Annotated in this window: 22 protein-coding genes; 18 read left to right on the forward strand and 4 right to left on the reverse strand. The window is 65.5% G+C overall.

Features of this window, described 5'->3' with window-relative positions:
- The first annotated feature begins 11 nt into the window (after window positions 1–11).
- From iscA to RTK35_RS19960, 18 genes are all read left to right on the forward strand, one after another.
- Window positions 12–335, forward strand: coding sequence for an iron-sulfur cluster assembly protein IscA (gene iscA / locus RTK35_RS19875; protein WP_044406003.1), 324 nt, complete (start codon window positions 12–14; stop codon window positions 333–335).
- Window positions 336–343: 8 nt separating this feature from the next.
- Window positions 344–865, forward strand: coding sequence for a co-chaperone HscB (gene hscB / locus RTK35_RS19880; RefSeq protein ID WP_044406001.1), 522 nt, complete (start codon window positions 344–346; stop codon window positions 863–865).
- A 49-nt stretch (window positions 866–914) separates the two neighbouring features.
- Window positions 915–2,774, forward strand: a complete 1,860-nt coding sequence (hscA, locus tag RTK35_RS19885; protein WP_316908806.1) for a Fe-S protein assembly chaperone HscA — start codon at window positions 915–917, stop codon at window positions 2,772–2,774.
- A gap of 4 nt (window positions 2,775–2,778) precedes the next feature.
- Window positions 2,779–3,117, forward strand: coding sequence for an ISC system 2Fe-2S type ferredoxin (fdx, locus tag RTK35_RS19890; protein WP_044405997.1), 339 nt, complete (start codon window positions 2,779–2,781; stop codon window positions 3,115–3,117).
- A gap of 10 nt (window positions 3,118–3,127) precedes the next feature.
- Window positions 3,128–3,328: a Fe-S cluster assembly protein IscX gene (gene iscX / locus RTK35_RS19895; protein ID WP_044405996.1), complete on the forward strand. Its 201-nt coding sequence runs from the start codon at window positions 3,128–3,130 to the stop codon at window positions 3,326–3,328.
- A gap of 94 nt (window positions 3,329–3,422) precedes the next feature.
- Window positions 3,423–3,854 (forward strand): nucleoside-diphosphate kinase, encoded by a 432-nt coding sequence (gene ndk / locus RTK35_RS19900; protein ID WP_044405994.1) that lies wholly within the window; start codon window positions 3,423–3,425, stop codon window positions 3,852–3,854.
- A gap of 24 nt (window positions 3,855–3,878) precedes the next feature.
- Window positions 3,879–5,027, forward strand: coding sequence for a 23S rRNA (adenine(2503)-C(2))-methyltransferase RlmN (gene rlmN, locus RTK35_RS19905; protein ID WP_044405992.1), 1,149 nt, complete (start codon window positions 3,879–3,881; stop codon window positions 5,025–5,027).
- Window positions 5,028–5,040: 13 nt separating this feature from the next.
- Window positions 5,041–5,796 (forward strand): type IV pilus biogenesis/stability protein PilW, encoded by a 756-nt coding sequence (gene pilW, locus RTK35_RS19910; protein WP_253123685.1) that lies wholly within the window; start codon window positions 5,041–5,043, stop codon window positions 5,794–5,796.
- Window positions 5,793–6,809, forward strand: a complete 1,017-nt coding sequence (locus RTK35_RS19915) for a helix-turn-helix domain-containing protein (RefSeq protein WP_284547119.1) — start codon at window positions 5,793–5,795, stop codon at window positions 6,807–6,809. The genes pilW and RTK35_RS19915 overlap by 4 nt, the downstream gene beginning before the upstream one ends.
- Window positions 6,810–6,812: 3 nt before the next feature.
- Window positions 6,813–7,925, forward strand: coding sequence for a flavodoxin-dependent (E)-4-hydroxy-3-methylbut-2-enyl-diphosphate synthase (gene ispG, locus RTK35_RS19920; RefSeq protein WP_044405987.1), 1,113 nt, complete (start codon window positions 6,813–6,815; stop codon window positions 7,923–7,925).
- Between the two features lie 14 nt (window positions 7,926–7,939).
- On the forward strand, window positions 7,940–9,229 hold the full coding sequence (gene hisS, locus RTK35_RS19925) for a histidine--tRNA ligase (protein WP_316908807.1): 1,290 nt from the start codon (window positions 7,940–7,942) through the stop codon (window positions 9,227–9,229).
- A 26-nt stretch (window positions 9,230–9,255) separates the two neighbouring features.
- Entirely contained in the window at window positions 9,256–9,900 is a 645-nt protein-coding gene (locus RTK35_RS19930) for a YfgM family protein (RefSeq protein ID WP_044405983.1), read from the forward strand.
- A 2-nt stretch (window positions 9,901–9,902) separates the two neighbouring features.
- Complete coding sequence (gene bamB / locus RTK35_RS19935) at window positions 9,903–11,042, forward strand: outer membrane protein assembly factor BamB (protein ID WP_074970873.1); 1,140 nt, start codon at window positions 9,903–9,905, stop codon at window positions 11,040–11,042.
- Between the two features lie 78 nt (window positions 11,043–11,120).
- Entirely contained in the window at window positions 11,121–12,599 is a 1,479-nt protein-coding gene (gene der, locus RTK35_RS19940) for a ribosome biogenesis GTPase Der (RefSeq protein WP_107329403.1), read from the forward strand.
- A 124-nt stretch (window positions 12,600–12,723) separates the two neighbouring features.
- Window positions 12,724–13,872, forward strand: coding sequence for a pyridoxal phosphate-dependent aminotransferase (locus RTK35_RS19945; protein WP_316908808.1), 1,149 nt, complete (start codon window positions 12,724–12,726; stop codon window positions 13,870–13,872).
- Entirely contained in the window at window positions 13,860–14,654 is a 795-nt protein-coding gene (locus RTK35_RS19950; protein ID WP_316908809.1) for an amidohydrolase, read from the forward strand. The genes RTK35_RS19945 and RTK35_RS19950 overlap by 13 nt, the downstream gene beginning before the upstream one ends.
- A gap of 30 nt (window positions 14,655–14,684) precedes the next feature.
- Window positions 14,685–15,050 carry a winged helix-turn-helix transcriptional regulator gene (locus RTK35_RS19955; RefSeq protein WP_044405973.1) on the forward strand — a complete coding sequence of 122 codons (366 nt, stop codon included), beginning with the start codon at window positions 14,685–14,687 and terminating at the stop codon, window positions 15,048–15,050.
- A 154-nt stretch (window positions 15,051–15,204) separates the two neighbouring features.
- On the forward strand, window positions 15,205–16,926 hold the full coding sequence (locus RTK35_RS19960; RefSeq protein WP_316908810.1) for a GEVED domain-containing protein: 1,722 nt from the start codon (window positions 15,205–15,207) through the stop codon (window positions 16,924–16,926).
- A 67-nt stretch (window positions 16,927–16,993) separates the two neighbouring features.
- On the opposite strand, the gene leuA is transcribed toward RTK35_RS19960, so the two are convergent.
- From leuA to RTK35_RS19980, 4 genes are all read right to left on the reverse strand, one after another.
- On the reverse strand, window positions 16,994–18,664 hold the full coding sequence (leuA, locus tag RTK35_RS19965) for a 2-isopropylmalate synthase (RefSeq protein WP_074970883.1): 1,671 nt from the start codon (window positions 18,662–18,664) through the stop codon (window positions 16,994–16,996).
- Window positions 18,665–18,947: 283 nt separating this feature from the next.
- Window positions 18,948–20,621, reverse strand: a complete 1,674-nt coding sequence (locus RTK35_RS19970) for a flagellinolysin (RefSeq protein ID WP_316908931.1) — start codon at window positions 20,619–20,621, stop codon at window positions 18,948–18,950.
- An 84-nt stretch (window positions 20,622–20,705) separates the two neighbouring features.
- Entirely contained in the window at window positions 20,706–21,941 is a 1,236-nt protein-coding gene (locus RTK35_RS19975; protein ID WP_074970887.1) for a mechanosensitive ion channel family protein, read from the reverse strand.
- Between the two features lie 130 nt (window positions 21,942–22,071).
- Entirely contained in the window at window positions 22,072–22,893 is an 822-nt protein-coding gene (locus RTK35_RS19980) for a peptidoglycan DD-metalloendopeptidase family protein (protein ID WP_316908811.1), read from the reverse strand.

Below are 22,893 nucleotides of genomic sequence, written 5' to 3' on the forward strand. Positions count from 1 at the left end.
GAGGAGTCGTTATGGCCATCAGCATGACCGAAGCCGCCGCCAGCCATGTCCGTCGCTCTCTCGAAGGGCGCGGCAAGGGCGAGGGCATCCGACTCGGCGTCCGCACCACCGGCTGCTCCGGCCTGGCCTACGTGCTGGAGTTCGTCGACGAGGTGGCGTCCGAGGATCTCGTCTACGAGAGCCACGGGGTCAAGGTGATCATCGATCCCAAGAGCCTGGCCTACCTCGACGGCACCGAACTGGACTTCGTCCGCGAAGGCCTCAACGAGGGCTTCAAGTTCAATAACCCGAACGTTCGCGGCGAGTGCGGTTGCGGCGAAAGCTTCAACGTCTGAGGTTCGGTGTGGGTAGTCCCTGTCACTTCGCGCTGTTCGATCTCAAGCCCGGCTTCGAGATCGATCCGGAGCGCCTGGCGGTTCGCTATCGCGAGCTGGCCCGTACCGTCCACCCCGACCGCTTCGTCGATGCGCCCGAGCGCGAGCAGCGTCTGGCGCTTGAGCATGCCGCCCAGCTAAACGAGGCCTACCAGGTCCTGCGCAGTGCCCCGCGGCGCGCGCTCTACCTGTTGGCGCTGAAGGGGCGCGAGCTGCCGCTGGAGGCGACCGTCCAGGATCCCGGCTTCCTGCTGCAGCAGATGCAGTGGCGCGAAGAGCTGGAAGACCTTCAGGACTCTGCTGATCTCGATGGCGTGGCCTCGTTCAAGCGCCGCCTGCGCTCGGCCCAGGCCGAGCTTGAGTCGGCGTTTGCCGCCTGCTGGGATGACGAAGCCCGCCGCGATGAAGCCGAGCGCCTCGTGCGCCGCATGCAGTTCCTTGACAAGCTCGCCCAGGAAGTGCGCCAACTCGAAGAGCGCCTCGACGACTAACCCTGTCGCCCTCGCCATGGCGGGGGCGCCGCCTGACTAGCAGACCAGCATGGCCCTACTGCAGATCGCCGAACCCGGACTGAGCCCCAAGCCGCACCAGCGTCGCCTGGCCGTGGGGATCGACCTCGGCACCACCAATTCCCTTGTCGCCGCCGTCAGAAGCGGTGTCGCCGAGCCCCTGTCCGATGCACAGGGCGACGTGATCGTCCCTTCGGCCGTTCGCTACCATGCCGACCGGGTCGAGGTCGGGCGTACCGCCCGTGACACCGCCCTTGAAGATCCGCTGAACACCATCCTCTCCGTCAAGCGCCTGATGGGGCGTGGCCTGGAGGATGTGAAGCACCTCGGCGAGCACCTGCCCTACCGCTTCGTCGCGGGCGAATCCCACATGCCGTTCATCGAGACCGTGCAGGGCGTCCGCAGTCCGGTCGAGGTGTCCGCCGAGATCCTTCGCGCATTGCGCCAGCGTGCCGAGTCGAGCCTGGGGGGCGAACTGGTGGGTGCGGTCATTACCGTGCCGGCCTATTTCGATGACGCCCAGCGGCAGGCCACCAAGGACGCCGCGCGCCTGGCTGGTCTGAATGTGCTGCGTCTGCTCAATGAGCCGACGGCGGCAGCGGTCGCCTACGGTCTGGACAAGCAGGCCCAGGGTGTTGTCGCCATCTATGACCTGGGCGGCGGCACCTTCGACGTTTCCATCCTTCGCCTGACCCGTGGCGTCTTCGAGGTCCTGGCCACCGGCGGTGACAGCGCCCTCGGCGGTGATGACTTCGACCATGCCATCGCTGGCTGGATCGTCGAGCAGGCCGGGCTTTCCGCTGACCTGGATGCCGGTGCCCAGCGCAACCTGCTGCAGGTGGCCTGCGCTGCCAAGGAAGCGCTTACCACGGCCGACCAGGTAGATGTTGCCTACCGTGGCTGGACCTCCAGCCTGACCCGTGCCCACTTCGAGTCGCTGATCGAGCCCATGGTGGCGCGCAGCCTCAAGGCCTGTCGGCGTGCCGTGCGGGACGCCGGCATTGAAGTCGAGGATGTGGAGGCGGTGGTGATGGTCGGCGGCTCGACCCGCGTGCCCCGCGTTCGCGAGGCGGTGGGCGGCCTGTTCGGGCGTGAGCCGCTCACTGATATCGATCCGGACCAGGTGGTGGCCATCGGCGCCGCCATCCAGGCTGACATTCTGGCGGGCAACAAGCGTGGCGAAGAGCTGTTGTTGCTCGACGTGATCCCGCTGTCCCTTGGCCTCGAGACCATGGGCGGACTGATGGAGAAGGTCATCCCGCGCAACACCACCATCCCGGTAGCGCGCGCGCAAGACTTCACCACCTACCGCGATGGCCAGACCGCCATGATGATCCACGTGCTCCAGGGCGAGCGCGAATTGGTCAAGGATTGCCGCTCCCTGGCCCGCTTCGAGCTACGCGGCATTCCGCCGATGGTGGCGGGTGCGGCCAAGATCCGCGTCACCTTCCAGGTGGACGCCGACGGCCTGCTGGGCGTGACCGCGCGCGAGCTGGGCTCTGGTGTCGAGGCGAGCATCCAGGTCAAGCCGTCCTACGGCCTGACCGATGGCGAGATCGCCCGCATGCTGCAGGACTCTTTCCAGTACGCCAATGACGACAAGCAGGCCCGAGTGCTGCGTGAGCACCAGGTCGAGGCCCGCCGCCTGATCGAAGCAGTCGAGGCGGCTGTCCAGGCTGACGGCGACACCCTGCTGGACGCCGACGAACGTGCCGCCATCGCCTACCAACTGGATCAACTGCGCGAGCTGCTCGAAGGCAGTGACGGCGTGGCGATCGAGCAGCAGACCAAACGACTGGTCCAGGTGACCGACGCCTTCGCGGCGCGGCGCATGGATGCCAGTGTCAAGGCAGCCCTCGCCGGGCGCCGACTGAATGAAATCGAGGAATGACCCCATGCCGCAGATCGTATTCCTGCCCCACGCCGAGCACTGCCCCGAAGGGCTGGTGGTAGAGGCCCAGCCGGGCGAGACCATCATCGCGGCGGCGCTGCGCAACGGCCTGGAGATCGAGCATGCCTGCGAGATGTCCTGCGCCTGCACCACCTGCCACGTGGTCGTGCGTGAAGGCTTCGCCTCCATGGAGCCCTCCGACGAGCTGGAGGACGACATGCTGGACAAGGCCTGGGGGCTTGAGGCCGAGTCGCGCCTGTCCTGCCAGGCCGTCGTAGGCGAAGAGGACCTGGTGGTGGAGATTCCGAAGTACACCATCAACCAGGTTTCGGAAAAGCACTGAGGGCCGCGCCATGAGTCTGAAATGGGTCGATGTGCTGGAAATCGCCATCCAGCTCGCCGAAAGCAAGCCTGACGTGGATCCGCGCTACGTCAATTTCGTCGATCTCCACAACTGGGTGACCAGCCTGCCCGAGTTCGACGATGACACCCAGCGAGGCGGGGAGAAGGTCCTGGAGGCGATCCAGGCGGCCTGGATCGAAGAGGCCGACTGAGGCCTGCTCAGCCACCCTACGCATTTAACAGGAACCCGCGTATAATTCGCGGGTTTAATTTTTCGCTTTAATCCATAGTTTCCGGAGTAATTCCATGGCTGTTGAACGTACCCTCTCCATCATCAAGCCGGACGCCGTTTCCAAGAACGTCATCGGCGAGATCGTCACCCGCTTCGAAAAGGCCGGCCTGCGCGTCGTTGCCGCCAAGATGGTCCAGCTGTCCGAGCGTGAAGCCGGTGGTTTCTACGCCGAGCACAAAGAGCGCCCCTTCTTCAAGGACCTGGTGTCCTTCATGACTTCCGGTCCGGTCGTTGTCCAGGTCCTGGAAGGCGAAGGCGCCATTGCCAAGAACCGTGAACTGATGGGCGCTACCGATCCGAAGAAAGCCGACGCCGGCACCATCCGCGCTGATTTCGCCGTTTCCATCGACGAGAACGCCGTACACGGTTCCGACTCCGAGGCCTCCGCTGCTCGCGAGATCGCCTACTTCTTCGCCGCCACCGAGGTGTGCGCTCGCATCCGCTGATCGCGGCTGGGAGAGGGTGAAGCCATGACTGCATCGACCGGTAAAGTGAACCTGCTGGGTCTGACCCAGCCGCAACTGGAAAGCTTCTTCGAAACCATCGGGGAGAAACGCTTCCGCGCCGGTCAGGTGATGAAGTGGATTCACCACTTCGGCGTCGAGGATTTCGACGCCATGAGCAATATCGGCAAGGCCTTGCGCGAAAAGCTCAAGGCCTCTGCCGAGATCCGTGGCCCGGAAGTGGTCAGCCAGGACATTTCCAGCGATGGCACCCGCAAGTGGGTGGTCCGGGTGGCGTCGGGCAGCTGCGTCGAGACCGTCTACATCCCCCAGGGAGGGCGCGGCACGCTGTGCGTCTCGTCCCAGGCTGGTTGCGCGCTGGACTGCAGCTTCTGCTCCACGGGCAAGCAAGGCTTCAACAGTGACCTCACCGCCGCCGAAATCATCGGCCAGGTCTGGATCGCCAACAAATCCTTCGGCACCGTGCCGGCCAAGATCGACCGCGCCATCACCAACGTGGTGATGATGGGCATGGGCGAGCCGCTGCTGAACTTCGACAACGTCGTCGCCGCCATGACCATCATGATGGACGACCTCGGCTACGGCATTTCCAAGCGCAAGGTAACCCTGTCCACCTCGGGCGTGGCGCCGATGATCGACAAGCTCGCTGAAGTCACCGACGTGTCCCTGGCGCTGTCCCTGCACGCGCCCAATGACGAACTGCGTAACGAGCTGGTACCGATCAACAAGAAGTACCCCCTCGCGGTGGTACTGGATGCCTGCAATCGCTACATCTCCCGCCTTGGCGAGAAGCGCTTCCTGACCATCGAGTACACGCTGCTCAAGGATGTGAACGATCAGCCTGTCCATGCTGAGCAGATGATCGCACTCCTCAAGGATTTTCCTTGCAAGATCAACCTCATTCCGTTTAATCCCTTCCCCTTCTCCGGGTACGAGCGGCCGAGCAACAACGCCATTCGCCGTTTCCAGGACCTGTTGCACAAGGCCGGCCACAACGTCACCGTTCGCACCACCCGTGGCGACGACATCGACGCCGCGTGTGGGCAACTGGTCGGGCAGGTCATGGACCGTACCCGCCGCAGTGAGCGTTACATCGCCCTGCGTCAGCTCGATACCGATGCGGACGCCGGCCTGAACGCCGCCAATCGAAACTGAAGGGAGGAACCCCATGACCCTGCGCGCTGCGCTCATTCTCGTACTCGCTGGCCTGGCTGGCTGCGTATCCACCGGTTCGGTGGACCCGATGAGGACCGCGGAGGGGCGTGAAAAGGCCCGGGATGCCTACATCCAGCTGGGCCTCGGCTACCTGCAGCAGGGGGCTGCGGAGCGTGCAAAGGTTCCGCTGCGCAAGGCCCTCGAACTTGATTCCTCAAGCGCGGATGCCAACGCTGCGCTGGCCCTGGTTTTCCAGACCGAGATGGAGCCCAAGCTGGCCGACGAGCACTACCGCAAGGCGCTCTCGTCCCGCCGTGATGCGCGGATTCTCAACAACTACGGCGGATTTCTCTTCGAGCAGAAGCGCTACGAGGAAGCCCTTGAGCGTTTCCAGGAAGCAGCGGAAGACAGTCTCTACCCCGAGCGTTCCCGAGTATTCGAGAACCTCGGCCTGACGGCCCTGCGCATGAAGCGTACCGACCAGGCCAAGCAGTATTTCGACAAGTCCCTGCGCCTGAACGTCCAGCAGCCTGTGGCATTGCTGGAAATGGCCAGCCTCTCGTTCGACGAGAAGCAATACGTCCCCGCCCGTGACTACTACGAGCGTTACACCAAGATCGCCCCCCAGACAGCCCGCAGCCTCCTGCTCGGCGTGCGCATCGCCACGGTCTTCGACGACCGTGACCAGGCCGCCAGCCTGGGCCTGCAGCTCAAACGCCTCTATCCCGGTACGCCCGAGTACCAGCAATACCTGTCGGAGCAAAGATGAAATCGTCGCAACCCGAACCTGTTGCAGCGACCCGGGGCAATCCGGGCGAAGTGCTGCGCCAGGCGCGAGAGAACCAGGGCCTGGACCTGGCCGACATCGCCCGCCAGCTGAACCTGACCGAATACGCGTTGCGCCAACTGGAGGCCGGCTCTTTCGAGCAGCTTCCCGGGCACACCTTCGCGCGCGGTTACATCCGCGCCTACGCCAAGCTAATCGGGCTCGACCAGGCTGAACTGGTTGCCGAGTTCGATCGTTACACCGGTACCGATGCCACCGGCAGCAACGTACACAGCCTCGGTCGTATCGAGGAACCGGTTCGCCTGTCCCAGAGTGTGCTTCGTTTCGTCAGCTTCGCGATCCTCGTCGCCCTCGGCGTCATCGGCTTCCTCTGGTGGCAGGACCAGGCCGAGCGTCGCGCCAGCGACAACAGCGAGCTGAGCCTGGAGCACGTGGAAGTCGAGAGTGCCGACGGTACCACCCAGATCCACCCGCTGGACGAGCCGGAAGACCAGGCCGTTGTCGAAGCCGAGCAGGAAGCCCAGGCCGCCGGTAGCGAGACCGCCGCTGTTCCCCCGGTTTCGTCGCAACAGCCCGCTACGCCGTCCCAGGCGCCGGCTGCTACCGCAACCAACCCTACCGTCAATTCCCCTGCCGCTCAGCCCGCGCAACCGAGCACCGCAGCACCTGCCACTGCGCCGGCCCAGCCCGCTGTCCCGGCCCAGGCTCCCGCGCCTGCCGCGTCGCCCAGTGCCCCGGTCGTGGCCGCTGCCGGTGAAGGCGTGGTGCGTGTGCAGTTCACCGCCAACTGCTGGTTCCAGCTCACCGATGCTGGCGGCGCTGTGCTGCAGAGCGGGATCAAGCGCTCCGGCGAGAGCATTGAGGCTGCCGGCAAGGCCCCCCTCGAACTGCGACTGGGCTATGCCCGAGGCGCCCAGGTCAGCTACAACGGCCAGCCCGTGGATATCGCGCCGTTCATCCATGGCGAGACCGCTCGCCTGAAACTGGGTCAATAAACGATGCATTGCGAATCCCCGATCAAACGCCGCCCCTCCCGCAAGATCTGGGTCGGCTCCGTGCCGGTGGGGGGCGATGCCCCCATCGCCGTGCAGAGCATGACCAACACCGACACCTGCGACGTCGCCGCCACCGTCGGCCAGATCCGTCGCCTGGAGGAAGCCGGTGCCGATATCGTCCGTGTATCCGTGCCGGACATGGAGGCAGCCGAAGCCTTCGGCCTGATCAAGCAGCAGGTCCGTGTCCCGCTGGTGGCCGATATCCACTTCGACTACAAGATCGCCCTACGCGTGGCGGAACTGGGTGTCGACTGCCTGCGGATCAACCCCGGCAACATCGGCCGCGAGGACCGCGTCAAGGCCGTGGTCGACGCCGCCCGTGACCGCAATATCCCGATCCGCATCGGCGTCAACGCCGGTTCCCTGGAGAAGGACCTGCAGAAGAAATACGGCGAGCCTACCCCGGAAGCCCTGCTCGAATCGGCCATGCGCCATGTGGACTACCTCGACAAGCTGGACTTCCAGAACTTCAAGGTCAGCGTGAAGGCCTCCGACGTGTTCATGGCCGTCGCCGCCTATCGCCTGCTGGCCAAGCAGATCGAGCAGCCCCTGCACCTCGGCATCACCGAGGCCGGTGGCCTGCGCTCGGGTACCGTCAAGTCGGCGGTCGGACTGGGCATGCTGCTCGCCGAAGGCATCGGCGACACCATCCGCATCTCCCTGGCCGCCGACCCGGTGGAAGAGATCAAGGTCGGTTTCGATATCCTCAAGTCCCTGCGCCTGCGCTCCCGTGGTATCAACTTCATCGCCTGCCCGAGTTGCTCGCGGCAGAACTTCGATGTGGTCAAGACCATGAACGAACTGGAAGGGCGCCTGGAGGACCTGCTGGTCCCGCTGGACGTCGCCGTCATCGGTTGCGTGGTCAACGGCCCCGGCGAAGCCAAGGAGGCCCATGTCGGCCTCACCGGCGGTACGCCGAACAACCTGGTCTACATCGACGGCAAGCCGGCGCAGAAACTGCAGAACGAGAACCTGGTGGATGAGCTGGAGAGGCTGATCCGTCGCAAGGCGGCCGAGAAGGCCGAGGCTGACGCGGCCGTCATCGCCCGCAGCTGAATTAAGGACACCCCGTGAGCAAGACCCTCCAAGCCATCCGTGGCATGAACGACATCCTGCCGGAGCAGACCCCTGCCTGGCGCTACCTGGAAAACACCTTCGCCACGCTGCTCGACGGCTATGGCTACAAGGAAATCCGCCTGCCCATCCTCGAGTTCACCGAGCTGTTCGCCCGGGGCATCGGCGAGGGCACCGACGTGGTCGACAAGGAGATGTACACCTTCCTCGACCGCAACGAAGAGTCGCTGACCCTGCGCCCCGAAGGCACAGCCGGTTGCGTGCGTGCCGTCCTCGAACACGGCCTCACTGGTGGCGGCCAGGTGCAGAAGCTGTGGTACGCCGGCCCGATGTTCCGCTACGAGAAGCCGCAGAAAGGCCGCTACCGCCAGTTCCACCAGATCGGTGTGGAAGTGTTCAACCTCCCGGGGCCGGACATCGACGCCGAGCTGATCGTCCTCACCTGGCGCCTGTGGCAGAAGCTCGGCATTGCCGACGCCGTGACCCTGCAGCTGAACAGCCTGGGTTCCAGCGAGGCCCGTGCGCGCTACCGTGACGCCCTGGTGGCCTACCTGCAGGAGCGTTTCGACCGCCTCGACGAAGACAGCCAGCGTCGCCTCACCACCAACCCGCTGCGCATCCTCGACAGCAAGAATGCCGATACCCAGGCACTGCTGGTGGATGCGCCGACGCTGCACGACTACCTGGACGAAGAGTCCGTCGCGCACTTCGAAGGCCTCAAGGCGCGCCTGGATGCCGTCGGTATCCGCTACGAGATCAACCAGAAGCTGGTACGCGGCCTCGACTACTACAGCCGCACCGTCTTCGAGTGGGTGACCGACAAGCTCGGCGCCCAGGGCACCGTCTGTGCCGGTGGCCGCTACGACGGGCTGGTCAGCCAGTTCGGTGGCAAGCCGACCCCGGGCGTGGGCTTCGCCATGGGCGTCGAGCGCCTGGTGCTGCTGCTGGAGACCCTGCAGCAGATCCCCGACACCCTCAACGCCCCGGCCGACGTCTACATCTGCGCCTTCGGCGAGCCGGCCGAGCTGGCTGCCCTGGCCCTGGCCGAGCGCCTGCGCGATGGCCTGCCGGGCCTTCGCCTGCTGGTCAATGCCGCCGCCGGCAGCTTCAAGAGCCAGTTCAAGAAAGCCGACAAGAGCGGCGCACGGTATGTGCTGATCCTGGGTGAGGACGAACTGGCCAAGCGCGTGGTAGGTTTCAAACCCCTGCGCGAAGACCAGGAACAACAGAACATTGCCTGGGATGCTCTGACCGAGCACCTGGCCGCCTGCCTGCAACAGGCTTGAGCTTTGGAACATAGGAGTTGATTGGGGTGAGCACGCGTAGCGAAGACGAAGAACTGGCGGCGATCAAGGATTGGTGGCAGCGCAACGGCAAGCCCCTCGTCACTGGCGGCGCACTGGCGCTGGCCGTGGTGTTCGGCTGGCAGGCCTGGCAGAAGTACCAGACCAACCAGTCCCAGGGCGCTTCCATCGTCTACCAGCAACTGCTGGAGACGGCCCTGAACCCCAGCGGCAAGCCCGATGCCGGCAAGGTCGCGGAGCTGGCCAACAAGCTGAAGAGCGATTTCGGCGGCACTCACTATGCCCAGTACGGCAGCCTGTTCGTCGCCAAGGTGGCGGTGGAGTCCGGCAAGCTGGACGACGCGGCCGCCGAGCTCAAGGCCATCGTCGACAAGCCGGCCGACCCGACCCTGGGCGAGCTGGCACGCCAGCGCCTGGCCCGTGTCCTGGCGGCCCAGGGCAAGGTCGATGACGCCCTGAAGCTGTTGGAAGGCGACGCCACCAAGGCGTTCCTCGCCAGCCGTGAAGAACTCAAGGGTGATCTGCTGGTCCAGCTGGGCCGTGCCGATGATGCCCATGCCGCTTACGAGAAGGCCAAGGCCGCGCTGTCGGATGACGCCGCAGTCGGTGGCCTGCAGATGAAGCTCGACGACCTCGCCAAAGGGGACGCATGACGATGCGCTGGAAATTCGCCGCACTGCTGGCCCTGGCCGTCCTGGCCGCCGGTTGCAGCAGCAACAGCAAGAAGGAACTGCCGCCGGCCGAGCTGCCGAAGATCACCGAAGAGGTCCAGCTCAAGGAAGTCTGGAGCCGCTCCATCGGCGAAGGCCAGGGCGAGACCTACAACATGCTGGTGCCCGCCGTCGACGGCGAGGTCATCTATGCCGGTGACGTCGAAGGCCTGGTGGTCGCCATGGACCGCATGACCGGCGACAAGCTGTGGACCAAGGAACTCGACCTGCCGGTGTCCGGCGCGGTCGGTGCCGGCTATGGCCTGGTGTTGGTGGGAACCCTGAAGGGCGAGGTCATCGCCCTCGACTCCAGCAATGGTGAAGAGCGCTGGCGTGCCCGCGTCAACGGCGAGGTGCTGGCTCCGCCGGCCACCAACGGTGACGTGGTGGTCGTGCAGACCCAGAACGACACCCTGTTCGGCTTCGACGCCTCTACTGGCAACCAGCGCTGGATCTACGAGAACACCCCGGCGGTGCTGACTCTGCGTGGCACCGGTGCACCGGTCGTGACCAACCGTCTGGCGGTGGCCGGCCTGTCGTCCGGCAAGGTGATCGCCCTCGACGTGCAGCGCGGCCTGCCGGTGTGGGAGCAGCGTGTCGCTGTGCCCCAGGGCCGTTCCGAGCTGGATCGCGTGGTGGACATCGACGGTGGCCTGCTGCTGTCCGGTGGCACCCTGTACGTCTCCACCTACCAGGGCCGCGTCGCCGGCCTGGACCTGGAAAGCGGTCGCGTGCTGTGGCAGCGCGAAGCGTCCAGCTACGTGGGCGTCGCCCAGGGCTTCGGCAGCGTCTACGTCAGCCAGGCCAGCGGCACCATCGAAGGCATCGACGAGCGTTCGACCTCGGCCCTGTGGAGCAACGACTCCCTGGCCCGTCGCCAGCTCTCGGCCCCCGAGGTGTTCTCCAGCTACGTGGCGGTCGGTGACTTCGAAGGCTACCTGCACCTGCTGAGCCAGGTGGACGGCCACTTCGTCGGTCGCGAGAAGATCGACGGCGATGGCCTGCGCGCCCGTCCGCTGGTGGTGGGCGACATGCTCTACGCCTTCGGCAACGGTGGGAAGCTGGTTGCCCTGACCATCCGCTAAGCTGGTGTTCAATGTCCGGCCGCTGCCGTTCGACGGCAGCGGCCGTTGTGTTTTCTGAAAAATGCAGTGGAGAGCCTCATGGTTCCCGTAATCGCCCTGGTGGGCCGCCCGAACGTCGGCAAGTCCACCCTGTTCAACCGCCTGACCAAGACCCGCAACGCCATCGTCGCGGAGTACGCCGGTCTGACCCGTGATCGCCAGTACGGCGAGGCGAAGTGGCAGGGACGCACCTACATCGTCATCGACACCGGTGGTATCTCGGGTGACGAGCAAGGCATCGACGCGAAGATGGCCGAGCAGTCCCTCCAGGCGATCGAGGAAGCCGATGCCGTGCTGTTCATGGTGGACTCCCGTGCCGGCATGAGCGCTGCCGACCAGTCTATCGCCGAGCACCTGCGCCGCCGCAACAAGCGCACCTTCCTGGTGGCCAACAAGGTCGACACCGTCGACCCGGACCTGGCCCGTGCCGAGTTCAGCCCCTTGGGCCTGGGGGACGCACTGCCCATCGCCGCCGCCCACGGCCGGGGCATCAGCCAGATGCTGCAGGCCGCCCTCGGCGAGTTCCCCCGTGACGACGATGCCGACGAGCAGGAAGCCGCCGAGACCGAAGAGGTCGCCGAAGGCGAGGAGGCCACGCGCATCCCCGGCCCGAGCGAGAAGGACGGCATCAAGATCGCCATCATCGGCCGCCCCAACGTCGGCAAGTCCACCCTGGTGAACCGCATGCTCGGCGAGGAGCGGGTGATCGTCTACGACCAGGCCGGCACCACCCGCGACAGCATCTACATCCCCTTCGAGCGCAACGAAGAGAAGTACACCCTGATCGACACCGCCGGCGTGCGCCGTCGCGGCAAGATCTTCGAGGCGGTGGAAAAGTTCTCGGTGGTGAAGACCCTCCAGGCGATCCAGGACGCCAACGTGGTGATTTTCGTCATGGACGCCCGCGAAGGCGTGGTCGAGCACGACCTCAACCTACTGGGCTTCGTGCTGGAGACGGGTCGTGCCCTGGTCATCGCCCTGAACAAATGGGACGGCATGGAGGCGGGCGAGCGCGACTACGTGAAGACCGAGCTGGAGCGCCGGCTGTTCTTCGTCGACTTCGCCGACATCCACTTCATCTCCGCCCTGCACGGCACGGGCGTGGGCCACCTGTACAAGTCCGTCCAGGCCGCCTTCCACTCCGCCATCACCCGCTGGCCCACCAGCCGCCTGACCCAGATCCTCGAGGACGCGGTGCAGGAGCACCAGCCACCGCTGGTCAACGGTCGCCGCATCAAGCTGCGCTACGCCCACCTGGGCGGCGCCAACCCGCCGCTGATCGTGATCCACGGCAACCAGGTGGAGGCGGTGCCCAAGTCCTACACCCGTTACCTGGAGAACACCTACCGCCGGGTCCTGCGGCTGGTCGGTACGCCGATCCGCATCGAGTACAAGGGTGGTGAAAACCCCTTCGAGGGCAAGAAGAACAAGCTCACCGAGCGCCAGGTGAACAAGAAGCGTCGCCTCATGTCGCACCACAAGAAGGCCGAGAAAAAGCGCCGCGACAAGAAGCGCTGATCCCTGCCGGTTGGAAGAGGGCGCCTGGGGGCGCCCTTTTTCATGGGGCGCGTCGGCTGTGGTCGGCAGCCCGCGCAGCGCTTAAGCTATGGCGCATTTCCCAGTCGCCAACAGCCGGATTGCAATGATCACCAGCAAGCTGCCCAACGTCGGCACCACCATCTTCACCCGCATGTCGCAACTGGCCGCCGAAGTCGGCGCCATCAACCTGTCTCAGGGCTTTCCTGACTTTGCCGCACCCGCCGCGCTGTGCGATGCCGTCGGCCAGCACATCACCCAGGGGCACAACCAGTACGCGCCCATGACCGGGCTGCCGGCGCTGCGCGAGCAGGTCGCCGCCAAGGTGGCGACCTTCTACGGCCGCACGGTCAGCGCCGACAGCGAAGTGACCATCACCCCCGGCGCCACCGAGGCCATTTTCTGCGCCATCCAGGCGGTGGTCCGCGCCGGTGACGAGGTCATCGTCCTTGACCCCTGCTACGACAGCTACGAGCCCTCGGTGGAACTGGCAGGTGGGCGCTGCGTGCACGTACCGCTGGCCCTGCCGGGTTTCGCCATCGATTGGCAGCGGATGCAGGATGCGCTCAGTCCGCGCACCCGCATGATCATCCTCAACAGCCCGCACAACCCCAGCGGCGCGCTGATCTCCCGTGCCGAGCTGGACCAGTTGGCAGCGCTGATCCGCGGCCGCGACATCTACCTGGTGTCCGACGAGGTCTACGAACATCTGGTGTTCGATGGCGTCCAGCACGTCAGCGTGCTGGCCCATGACGAGCTCTATGCCCGCGCCTTCGTGGTCAGCTCCTTCGGCAAGACCTACCACGTCACCGGCTGGAAGACCGGCTACGTGGTGGCGCCCCCGGCGCTCTCCGCCGAGCTGCGCAAGGTCCACCAGTACGTCAACTTCTGCGGCGTTACCCCGCTTCAGTGGGCGCTGGCCGATTTCATGGCCGCCCACCCCGAGCATCTGGCTGAGCTGCCCGGCTTCTACCAGGCCAAGCGCGACCTCTTCTGCGACCTGCTGGCCGACTCGCGCTTCCGCTTCACCCGCGCCGCGGGCACCTATTTCCAGCTGGTCGACTACAGCGGCATCCGCCCCGACCTGGACGATGTCGCCATGTCCGAGTGGCTCACCCGTGAGCACGGCGTGGCCGCGATTCCCGTCTCGGTGTTCTACCAGCACGCCCCGGCCGACCTGCGGCTGGTGCGCTTCTGCTTCGCCAAACGTGAGGAGACGCTGCGCCAGGCAGCGGAAAAACTATGCGCGATCTGAGCCTTCTGCCCGACCTGAAGCTGGCCCTGGTTCAGACCACCCTGGCCTGGCACGACCGCGACGCCAACCTGGCGCGGTTCGAAACCCTGCTGGATTCCGCGCAAGGCGCTGACCTGGTGATCCTGCCGGAGATGTTCACCACCGGCTTCTCCATGGACTCCGAAGCACTCGCCGAACCCGAACAGGGCCCCACCCATGCCTGGCTCAAGGTCCAGGCTGCCCGGCTGGGTGCCGTGATCACCGGCAGCGTCATCATCCGTGCTGCCGACGGCAATCACCGCAACCGCTTGCTCTGGGCCCGCCCGGACGGCGAGGTGCTGCATTACGACAAGCGCCACCTGTTCCGTATGGCCGGTGAGCACAAGCACTACAGCCCGGGGGAGACCCAGGCGTTGTTCGAGCTCAAGGGTTGGCGGGTACGCCCGCTGATCTGCTACGACCTGCGCTTCCCGGTCTGGAGCCGTGACCCGCACGACACCGACCTGCTGCTGTACACCGCCAACTGGCCTGCTGCTCGCCGTCATCACTGGAACCGTCTGATCCCCGCCCGTGCCATCGAGAACCTCTGCTACGTCGCCGCCGTCAACCGTGTAGGCAGCGACGGAAAAGGCCACCCCTACAGCGGCGATAGTCAGGTGCTCGATTTCCAGGGGGAGCCCTTGCTGAATGCCGATGACGGCGATGGCGTTTTCCGCACGACCCTGTCGGCCACCGCACTGGCCGCCTACCGTGAGCGTTTCCCGGCCTACCTCGACGCCGACGGCTTCCAGCTTGCGCCCTGAGTACCAGGCGACGACGGAAGAGGATCAAGCATGAGCGAACAGAAGCCGCTCCCTGCCTCCGGGCCCCGGCTGGTGCTGGGAGACCGGGTGTTCAACACACCGGTGGAGGTCACCCTCGCGGTGGTCGGGGGCAAGTGGAAAGCGCTGCTGGTCTACCACCTGATGGGGCAGACCCGGCGCTTTTCCGAACTCAAGCGCCTGGTACCGGACATCACCGAGAAGATGCTCGCCCAGCAACTGCGGGAGCTGGAGCGCGACGGCGTGGTCACCCGCACCGTGTACGCCGAAGTGCCGCCACGGGTGGAGTACAGCCTCACCGAGCACGGCCTCAGCCTGCGCCCGGTGCTCGATGCAATGTGCGCCTGGGGCAAGTGCCACTGGCAGCAACAGGGCTGAATCGTCGTGATGGCAGTTTGCCAATAATTCCCGGAAAGCCGTTGCCGTAGCCCTTAACATGGCCGATGCAGGGATGCGTCGATGACAGGTCACAGGGTGTGCCTGGTGTGGTATTGCCGCTCCCTGCCCAACATGAACGCAAGGAGCGAATTCAATGCACAAGATACTCATGGCGCTGGGCACCTGCCTGGCGATGGGCCCGGTGATGGCCGCCACCTACTGCGACAGCCGTGGCAACAGCAGCAGCGAGTGGATGGCCGGGGTCAGCGTGAATGGCGTGAACCAGGCCTCCGGCAATGACGGTGGCTACCTGGATGCCACCGGCAAGCCACCTTTCCAGCTCACTGGCAAGGGCGACCGCCTGGAGCTGCGTCCCGGCTTCCGTGGTTCCCAATACAACGAGAACTGGGGTGCCTGGATCGACTTCAACCAGAACGGCACCTTCGAGGCCAGCGAAAAGGTCCTGACCGCCCAGGGCAGCGCGGCTGTGTCCGCCCCCATCGCCATTCCCTCCGGCGTCACCGGCACCACGCGCATGCGCGTGCAGATGCGCTGGGGCTCTGCGGCCCAGCCCTGCGGCAGCATTGGCTACGGTGAGACCGAGGACTACACCGTCAAGCTGCCGGATGGCCCGGCACCGTCCACGTTCCCCTACACCCTCACCTTGGAGCCTGGTTTCTGGGTGACCCGTAGCGGTGAGCTGGGAGACAAGCTGGGCATGATCGTGGAGATGGACGGTGAGCGCGTTCTCGACCGCAATGCTGCCGGCAATCTGCGTGATCGGTACTGGCGCAACCTCGCTGGAAGTCGCTACCGAATCTGGCTCGAAGCCAACAACGGTGATGGTTACAAGACCGTGTCCAATACCGTCAGCTACCAGCCCGGTGTAACCGATCGCGTGGTACTGACCCGTGATGCCAGCCAGGGCAGCATCAGCCCTTCGGCCGCGTTCCAGGGCAACTGGGTGATTGCCCGCCAAGGGGCCGAGGTGGTGCGCCAGCCGGCCCAGGCGGGCGTTCCGTTGCAGTTCGCCTTCACCTATGGCGAGCGCTACCAGGTCTGGGCCGAGGCCAACGTGAATGGCAAGGATGAGGCGATCTCCGTCCCGCTGGCCTTCCGCGAGGGGTTCCCGTCGCCCTACATCGACCTGGAGGTGGAGGCGGACTTCCAGCTCCGCCATAACGGCCCGAGCGGCAAGCCGCTGAGCTGGGTCATCCGCGAGAACGGCGTCGAAGTCCTGCGCCAGCCCACCGGCGGTGCGTCCGAACTGCGCTATCCCTTCCAGAAGGGGCGCCAGTACAAGGTCTGGATCGAACAGACCGTTGGGGGCGAATCGGTGCAGGTCTCCGATGCCGAGTACTTCTCACCGGGGCTCACCGATCTCTTCCAGCTGACCATTGGCGCGAACAATCAGTTGACTCGCAGCGGCAGCCTCAACGATCCCCTGACCTGGGTGATCGAAGAGGACGGCAATACCGTGCTGCAGCGCAATGCAGCGAACGAACTGAGCTTCACCTACTCGCCCTTCTATCCCACCAAGCGCTACCGTGTCTGGCTGACCCGCTTCGAGAACGGCTACTACCAGCGCGTATCCAACGTGGTGCGTTACGGTCGGGCCGCGGCACCGGTCGAGGACTACCTGCCGCTCTACCAGTTGTCGGTTGACGGCAGTCAGAACCTGACCCGCACCCAGGGCACGCACACCATGTTGACCTGGGTGATCGAAGAGGATGGCCAGATCGTGCTGGAGCGAGGTGCAGAGAACGAGCTGAGCTACCACTACTTCGCCTACACCCTGGGCAAGCGCTACCGCACCTGGCTGAAGGCGTTCATCGATGGCCGCTACCAGCGGGTGTCGCCGGTGGTCAGCTACTGAGTCCGACGCTCCCCTGAAACGAAGAACCCCGCCAATCGGCGGGGTTCTTTTTTCAGCGCGGTTGCACTCAGGCCGCTTCGGCCTCGGCCTGGCTCAGGGCGCGGTTGAGGGCGCTGAACAGGGCGCGGAAGCTGGCGGTGGTCAGGTTCTCGTCGATGCCGATGCCGTGCAGGGCGCGGCCGCCGTTCACCCGCAGCTCGATGTAGGCAGCGGCCTTGGCGTTGCTGCCGGCCCCGATGGCGTGCTCGGAGTAGTCCATCACTTCCACCTTCACCGGCAGGCTGGCCACCAGCGCTTCCAGCGGGCCCTTGCCCATACCGCGCAGGTGCTGGGTCTCGCCCTTGACCTGGACCTCGATGTCCACCGCGCTGGTGCCGTTCTCTTCCTGCAGGCGATGGCCTTTCAGGGTGTAGGGCGTGGTGGCCTGCAGGTACTCGGCGTCGAGCAGCTTGTGGATCTGCTCGGCGGTCATTTCCAGGCCGAGGCGGTCGGTTTCCTTCTGCACCACCTGGCTGAACTCGATCTGCATGCGGCGCGGCAGGCTGATGCCGTATTCCTGCTCCAGCAGGAAGGTGATGCCGCCCTTGCCCGACTGGCTGTTGACGCGGATGACCGCCTCGTAGCTGCGGCCGATGTCGGCCGGGTCGATCGGCAGGTAGGGCACCTCCCAGAGCGCGCCGTCCTGCTGCTGGGCGAAGCCCTTGCGGATGGCGTCCTGGTGTGAGCCGGAGAAGGCGGTATGCACCAGGTCACCCACGTAGGGGTGGCGCGGGTGGACCGGCAGCTGGTTGCACTCTTCCACCACCTTGCGCACGGCGTCGATGTCGGAGAAGTCCAGCTTCGGGTGCAGGCCCTGGGTGTACATGTTCAGCGCCAGGGTCACCAGGTCGACGTTGCCGGTGCGTTCGCCGTTGCCGAACAGGCAGCCTTCCACGCGGTCGGCGCCGGCCAGCAGGCCCAGCTCGGTGGCGGCCACGCCGGTGCCGCGGTCGTTGTGGGTATGCAGGCTGATGATCACGCTGTCGCGCTTGTTGATGTGGCGGCCGAACCACTCGATCTGGTCGGCGTAGACGTTCGGCGTGGCGCACTCAACGGTGGCGGGCAGGTTGAGGATGATCTTGTTGGTCGGGGTCGGTTCCCAGACGTCGATCACCGCGTTGCACACCGCCAGGGAGAAGTCCTGCTCGGTGGAGCTGAAGATTTCCGGCGAGTACTGGAAGGTCCACTGGGTTTCGGGTTGTTCGGCGGCGAGTTGCTTGATCAGACGCGCGGCGTTGGTGGCGATGTCGATCACGCCCTGGCGGTCCTGGTTGAAGACGATGCGGCGGAAGGACGGCGCGGTGGCGTTGTAGACGTGGACGATGGCCTTCTTCGCGCCCTTGAGGGATTCGAAGGTGCGGGTGATCAGGTCTTCGCGGGCCTGGGTCAGCACCTGGATGGTCACGTCATCGGGGATGTGGCCGCCTTCGATCAGCTCGCGGACGAAGTTGAAGTCGGTGTCGGAGGCGGAGGGGAAGGCCACCTCGATCTCCTTCAGGCCCACCTGCACCAGGGTCTTGAAGAAGCGCATCTTCTTCTGCGCATCCATCGGTTCGATCAGCGACTGGTTGCCGTCGCGCAGGTCGGAGCTGCACCAGATCGGCACTTCGGTGATGGTCTTCGACGGCCAGGTGCGGTCCGGCAGGTTGATGGCGGGGAACGGACGGTACTTGCTGGACGGGTCTTTGAGCATGCTCATGGCGAAATCCTTGTGTTGGGCCTGGTCGTTGCGGGGCCCTGGGCGAATGAAAAAGCCGGGATGAGGCGACGCTGTTCAGCTACGCAGTCGCGGGCTGACCAGGCGGAGGCAGGCATGCTGCCGGAGGAGGATGAGGGTGTGAGCGTTTTGCATGCGGACAACCCTATTGATTCGGGTTGTGGATGGCAAGTCTTGCGGAAAAATTGGTGGAAAGCAGCTTAAAGCGGATTTTTAAAGGGTTTTTATGCTTTCTGGGTGGGCGTTGCTTGAGGGGAATTGCGCGTCAGCGGAGCAGCGTCAGGACCGACTGCGGTATCTGGTTGGCCTGCACCAGCACGCTCTGGGCGGCCTGGCGCAGGATCTGCTGGGAGGCGAGGGTGGCGGTTTCGCTGGCGTAGTCGGCGTCGAGGATGCGCGAGCGGCTGGCGCTGACGTTCTCGCCGATGTTCTGCAGGTTGGAGATGGTGGCGTCCAGGCGGTTCTGGATGGCGCCCATGTAGGCACGTTGGCTGTCGACGTAGGCCAGCGCATCGTCGATGTCCATCACCGCCAGGCCGGGTGTCTTGATAAGGTCGATGTTGTTCAGTGCCATGGCGCCGACGTTGAACGCGTCCAGCCCCACGTCGATGGTTTCAAAGGCCTTGGCGCCCACCTGCAGGGAAACCTGGGTCCCGCCACCGGTGGCGTTGGGGTCGAACAGCTTGGGTGGGATGAGCTTGAAGCCGATGGAGCCTGGCACGCCAACGCCTCGGTTGGGCAGCACGTTCTCGGCGGTCAGCACGTCGCCGCCATCGGCATCGAAGCCGCCGATGGCGCCGGTGTCAGCGTTGGTCAGGTTCATGGCGGCGATGAAGGCCGCGCCATCGGTGTTGAATTTCGTGGTGAAGTCCGCCGTGCTGGCGAAGGCCCCGCGGCTGGCGTTGGCCAGGGCGTCGTCCAGGGTGGAGTTGGCGTGGCCGGCGAGGTATTGCATCACGTCGCGAATGCCCAGTCCGCCGGCTGCCTTGATCTCGGCGTGCATGTAGCGCACGGCCGCGTAGGAGGCCGAATAGCCGGCGCTGCTGGCGATGCTGCCGAAGGCGCCCATCACCCCGCCGATGCCGCTGGCGGCGATGTCGGCAGCCAGGCGCTCGTCGGCGCCCTGGGCGGCCTCTGCCGTGCCCTCCTTGAACCAGCCGGGCAGGGCGTTGAAATTCATCGTCCGCCCCATCACCGCGTGCACCATCTCGTGGGCCAGCACGCGGTCGGTGTACTGGCCGGGGTTGGTGCCGCCGTTGGGCAGGGTAGAGCCATCGAAATAGGCCAGGTTCACGTTCAGCACCTGGTCGTAGTACTTGCCGCCAGCCCCCGGGGTGCCGGAGACGGAGGCCAGTGCGTTGCTCGACGGATCATTGGTCAGGGTGATGGTCAGCGGAGCACCGTCCGCCTTCAGTCCGTAGGCATCCAGCACGCGCTTTTCGCCTTCGCCGATCCAGAACCCCTGCAGCGAGTTGAGCACGGCGCGTTCATCGAGCTTGCCCAGGCGTGAGCTGTTGTCTTGGTTGAACACCTGGCGGCCGCCGAAGGTGGTGGTTTCGTTGACCCGGTTGATCTCCTGCAGGAGCTGCTGCGCCTCCTGGTTGAGCGCGGCGCGCTCGGTGGCGGTGTTGGAGCCGTTCATGGCCTGCAGCCCGAGCGTGCGGATGCGCTGCAGCGCACCGGTCACGCTTTGCAGCGCGCCTTCGCCCACCTGCAGCATGGACAGGCCGTCATTGGCGTTCCGCACGGCAATACCGAGGCCGCGCACCTGAGACGTGAGGGCATTGGAGATCTGCAGGCCGGCCGCATCGTCCTTGGCGCTGTTGATGCGCTGGCCGGTAGAGAGGCGCTGCATGGCCCTGTCGAGCGTCTTGTTGGTGTCGCCCAGTTGCCGCTGCGTGAACGATGAGGCGGTGTTGGTGTTGACCGTCAGCATCAGTCGATCGCTCGGACCCTGAGGCCGGGAAATTCCGGCTCGTCAGGGTCATCGGCGGTCGTGCTGGCTTCTTGATGGCCGTCCGTCTCAGGCCGACGAATGGCGGGGACGCGGGCGCTGCAGTTCGCGCAGGTCCGCACCGCTGGGATGCTGGAAGACCCGCAGGCCGAACTCCGGGAGGATCGCCAGGAGGTGGTCGAAGATGTCCGACTGGATCGCCTCGTAGCGGGCCCAGGCCGTGGTGCTGGTGAAGCAGTACAGCTCCAGCGGCAGGCCGTCGGCGGTCGGCGCCATCTGCCGCACCAGCAGGGTCATGTCCTGGCGGATCTCCGGGTGGTGGCGCAGGTACTGCTCCACGTAGGCGCGGAAGGTGCCGATGTTGGTCAGCTGACGGCTGTTGACCGGCAGGCGGGCCGACTCGTCCAGCTGGGCATTCCAGCTCAGCAGCTCGCTTTCCTTGGCCTTGAGGTAACTGTCCAGCAGGCGGAAACGGCGCAGGCCGGCCTGCTCGTCGGCGCTGAGGAAATGCACGCTGTTCTGGTCCAGGTAGAGGCTGCGCTTGATCCGCCGTCCGCCCGACTCTTGCATGCCCCGCCAGTTCTTGAACGAGTCGGTGATGAAGCGCTTGGTGGGGATGGTGGTGATGGTCTTGTCCCAGTTCTGCACCTTCACCGTGTGCAGGGCGATGTCGATCACGTCGCCGTCGGCGTTCAGCTGGGGCATTTCCACCCAGTCGCCGACACGGATGATGTCGTTGGAGGTGATCTGCACGCTGGCCACCAGGGACAGCAGGGTGTCCTGGAAGATCAGCATCAGCACTGCGGCCATGGCGCCGAGGCCGGACAGCAGGATCAGCGGCGAGCGGTCGATCAGGCTGGCCACCATGAGGATCGCGGCGATGGCGAACACAGCGATCTTCAGCACCTGCAGGTAGCCCTTGATGGGCCGCAGGTGCGCGTCTGGGCGGCGGTTGTAGAGGCTGTTGACGATGTCCAGCAGGGCGCTGATCGCTAGGGCCAGGGTGAGGATGATGAACGCCGCGCAGACATTGGTGACCACCGTCACCAGCGCAGCGGGCAGGCCGGGCACCACCTTCACCCCGGCGGTCAGCACCAGCGCGGGGACGACGTTGGCCAGGCGCTTGATCAGCCCCTGGTCCTGGATCTGCCCGCCGACGAGGCGCAGCAGGCCCTTGAGGAGGATGCGCCGGACGATCCAGTTGGACAGCCAGGCCAGCAGGAGGAGGACGGAGGAGGCGACGAGCGTGTGCAGTTCCGGGTGCTGTCGCAGCCACTCCAGGGAATGGTTGAACGTGTCTTGCATGGGCTGCTCCCTTCAGGGTTCCGATGGGTGGGGGTCTGCCCCAAAACCGCCGGACCTTAGCAAAACGCAGCCCGGCGGCCCAAGCCCGGGGGTGTAAGCGCAGGTGTCGCTGCGCCCTGGGCCGTCATGTTCAGTGCGTGTAGGCACCGATGAAGATGGCCGGGTCTACCCGCACGTCATTCAGGCTGACGTTCCAGTGCATGTGCGGCCCGGTGGCCCGGCCGGTGGCGCCGACGCGCCCCACCACGCCGCCGCGCGGTAGTGCCTGGCCGAGCTTAACGTCCACCTTGGACAGGTGGCAGAACATGCTGATCAGCCCCTGGCCGTGATCGACGAAAACCGTCTTGCCGTTGAAGAAGTAGTCGCCGATGAGGATGACCTTGCCGGCCGCCGGGGCCTTGATCGGGGTGCCGGCTCCCACCGCGAAGTCCAGGCCGGAGTGCGGGTTGCGCTCCTCGCCGTTGAAGAAGCGGCGCAGGCCGAAGGGGCTGGAGAGCGGGCCGTTCACCGGCTTGTCGAACAGCAGGTTGCTTGGCGTGCCGGGGCTGAAGCTGCGGTAGGCGCGGGTCTGTTCCGCCAATTCGCGGTCGATGCGCTTCAGGTCCTCGGGCAGCGGGTTCACCTGGCGGGTGTTCTTCAGGGTGATGCGCTGTTCCTTGTAGTGGCGGGTGCCGACCGTGAAGGCCAGGCGGCGACCGTCGCTCACCTCGATACGCTGTTCGCCAGCGGCGGTGCCCAGCGGAATGCCGACGATGGCGATCCAGTCGCGCCCTTCCTCCTTGACCACCAGCACCGGCTTGCCCTGGTAGCGGGCCGTGGGCGCCTGGGCGCCCTGGCCGAGCTGGACCACGGCGACACCGCCGGGCACCGGCTTGTCCAGCAGGCGGGTGATGAAGCCCTCGGCCTGGACCGGGAGGGCAACGAGAAGAAGCAGGGCGAGCAACAGGCGCAT

The sequence above is a fragment of the Pseudomonas sp. zfem003 genome, from assembly GCF_032621675.1.
In the GTDB taxonomy this organism is placed as follows: domain Bacteria; phylum Pseudomonadota; class Gammaproteobacteria; order Pseudomonadales; family Pseudomonadaceae; genus Metapseudomonas; species Metapseudomonas otitidis.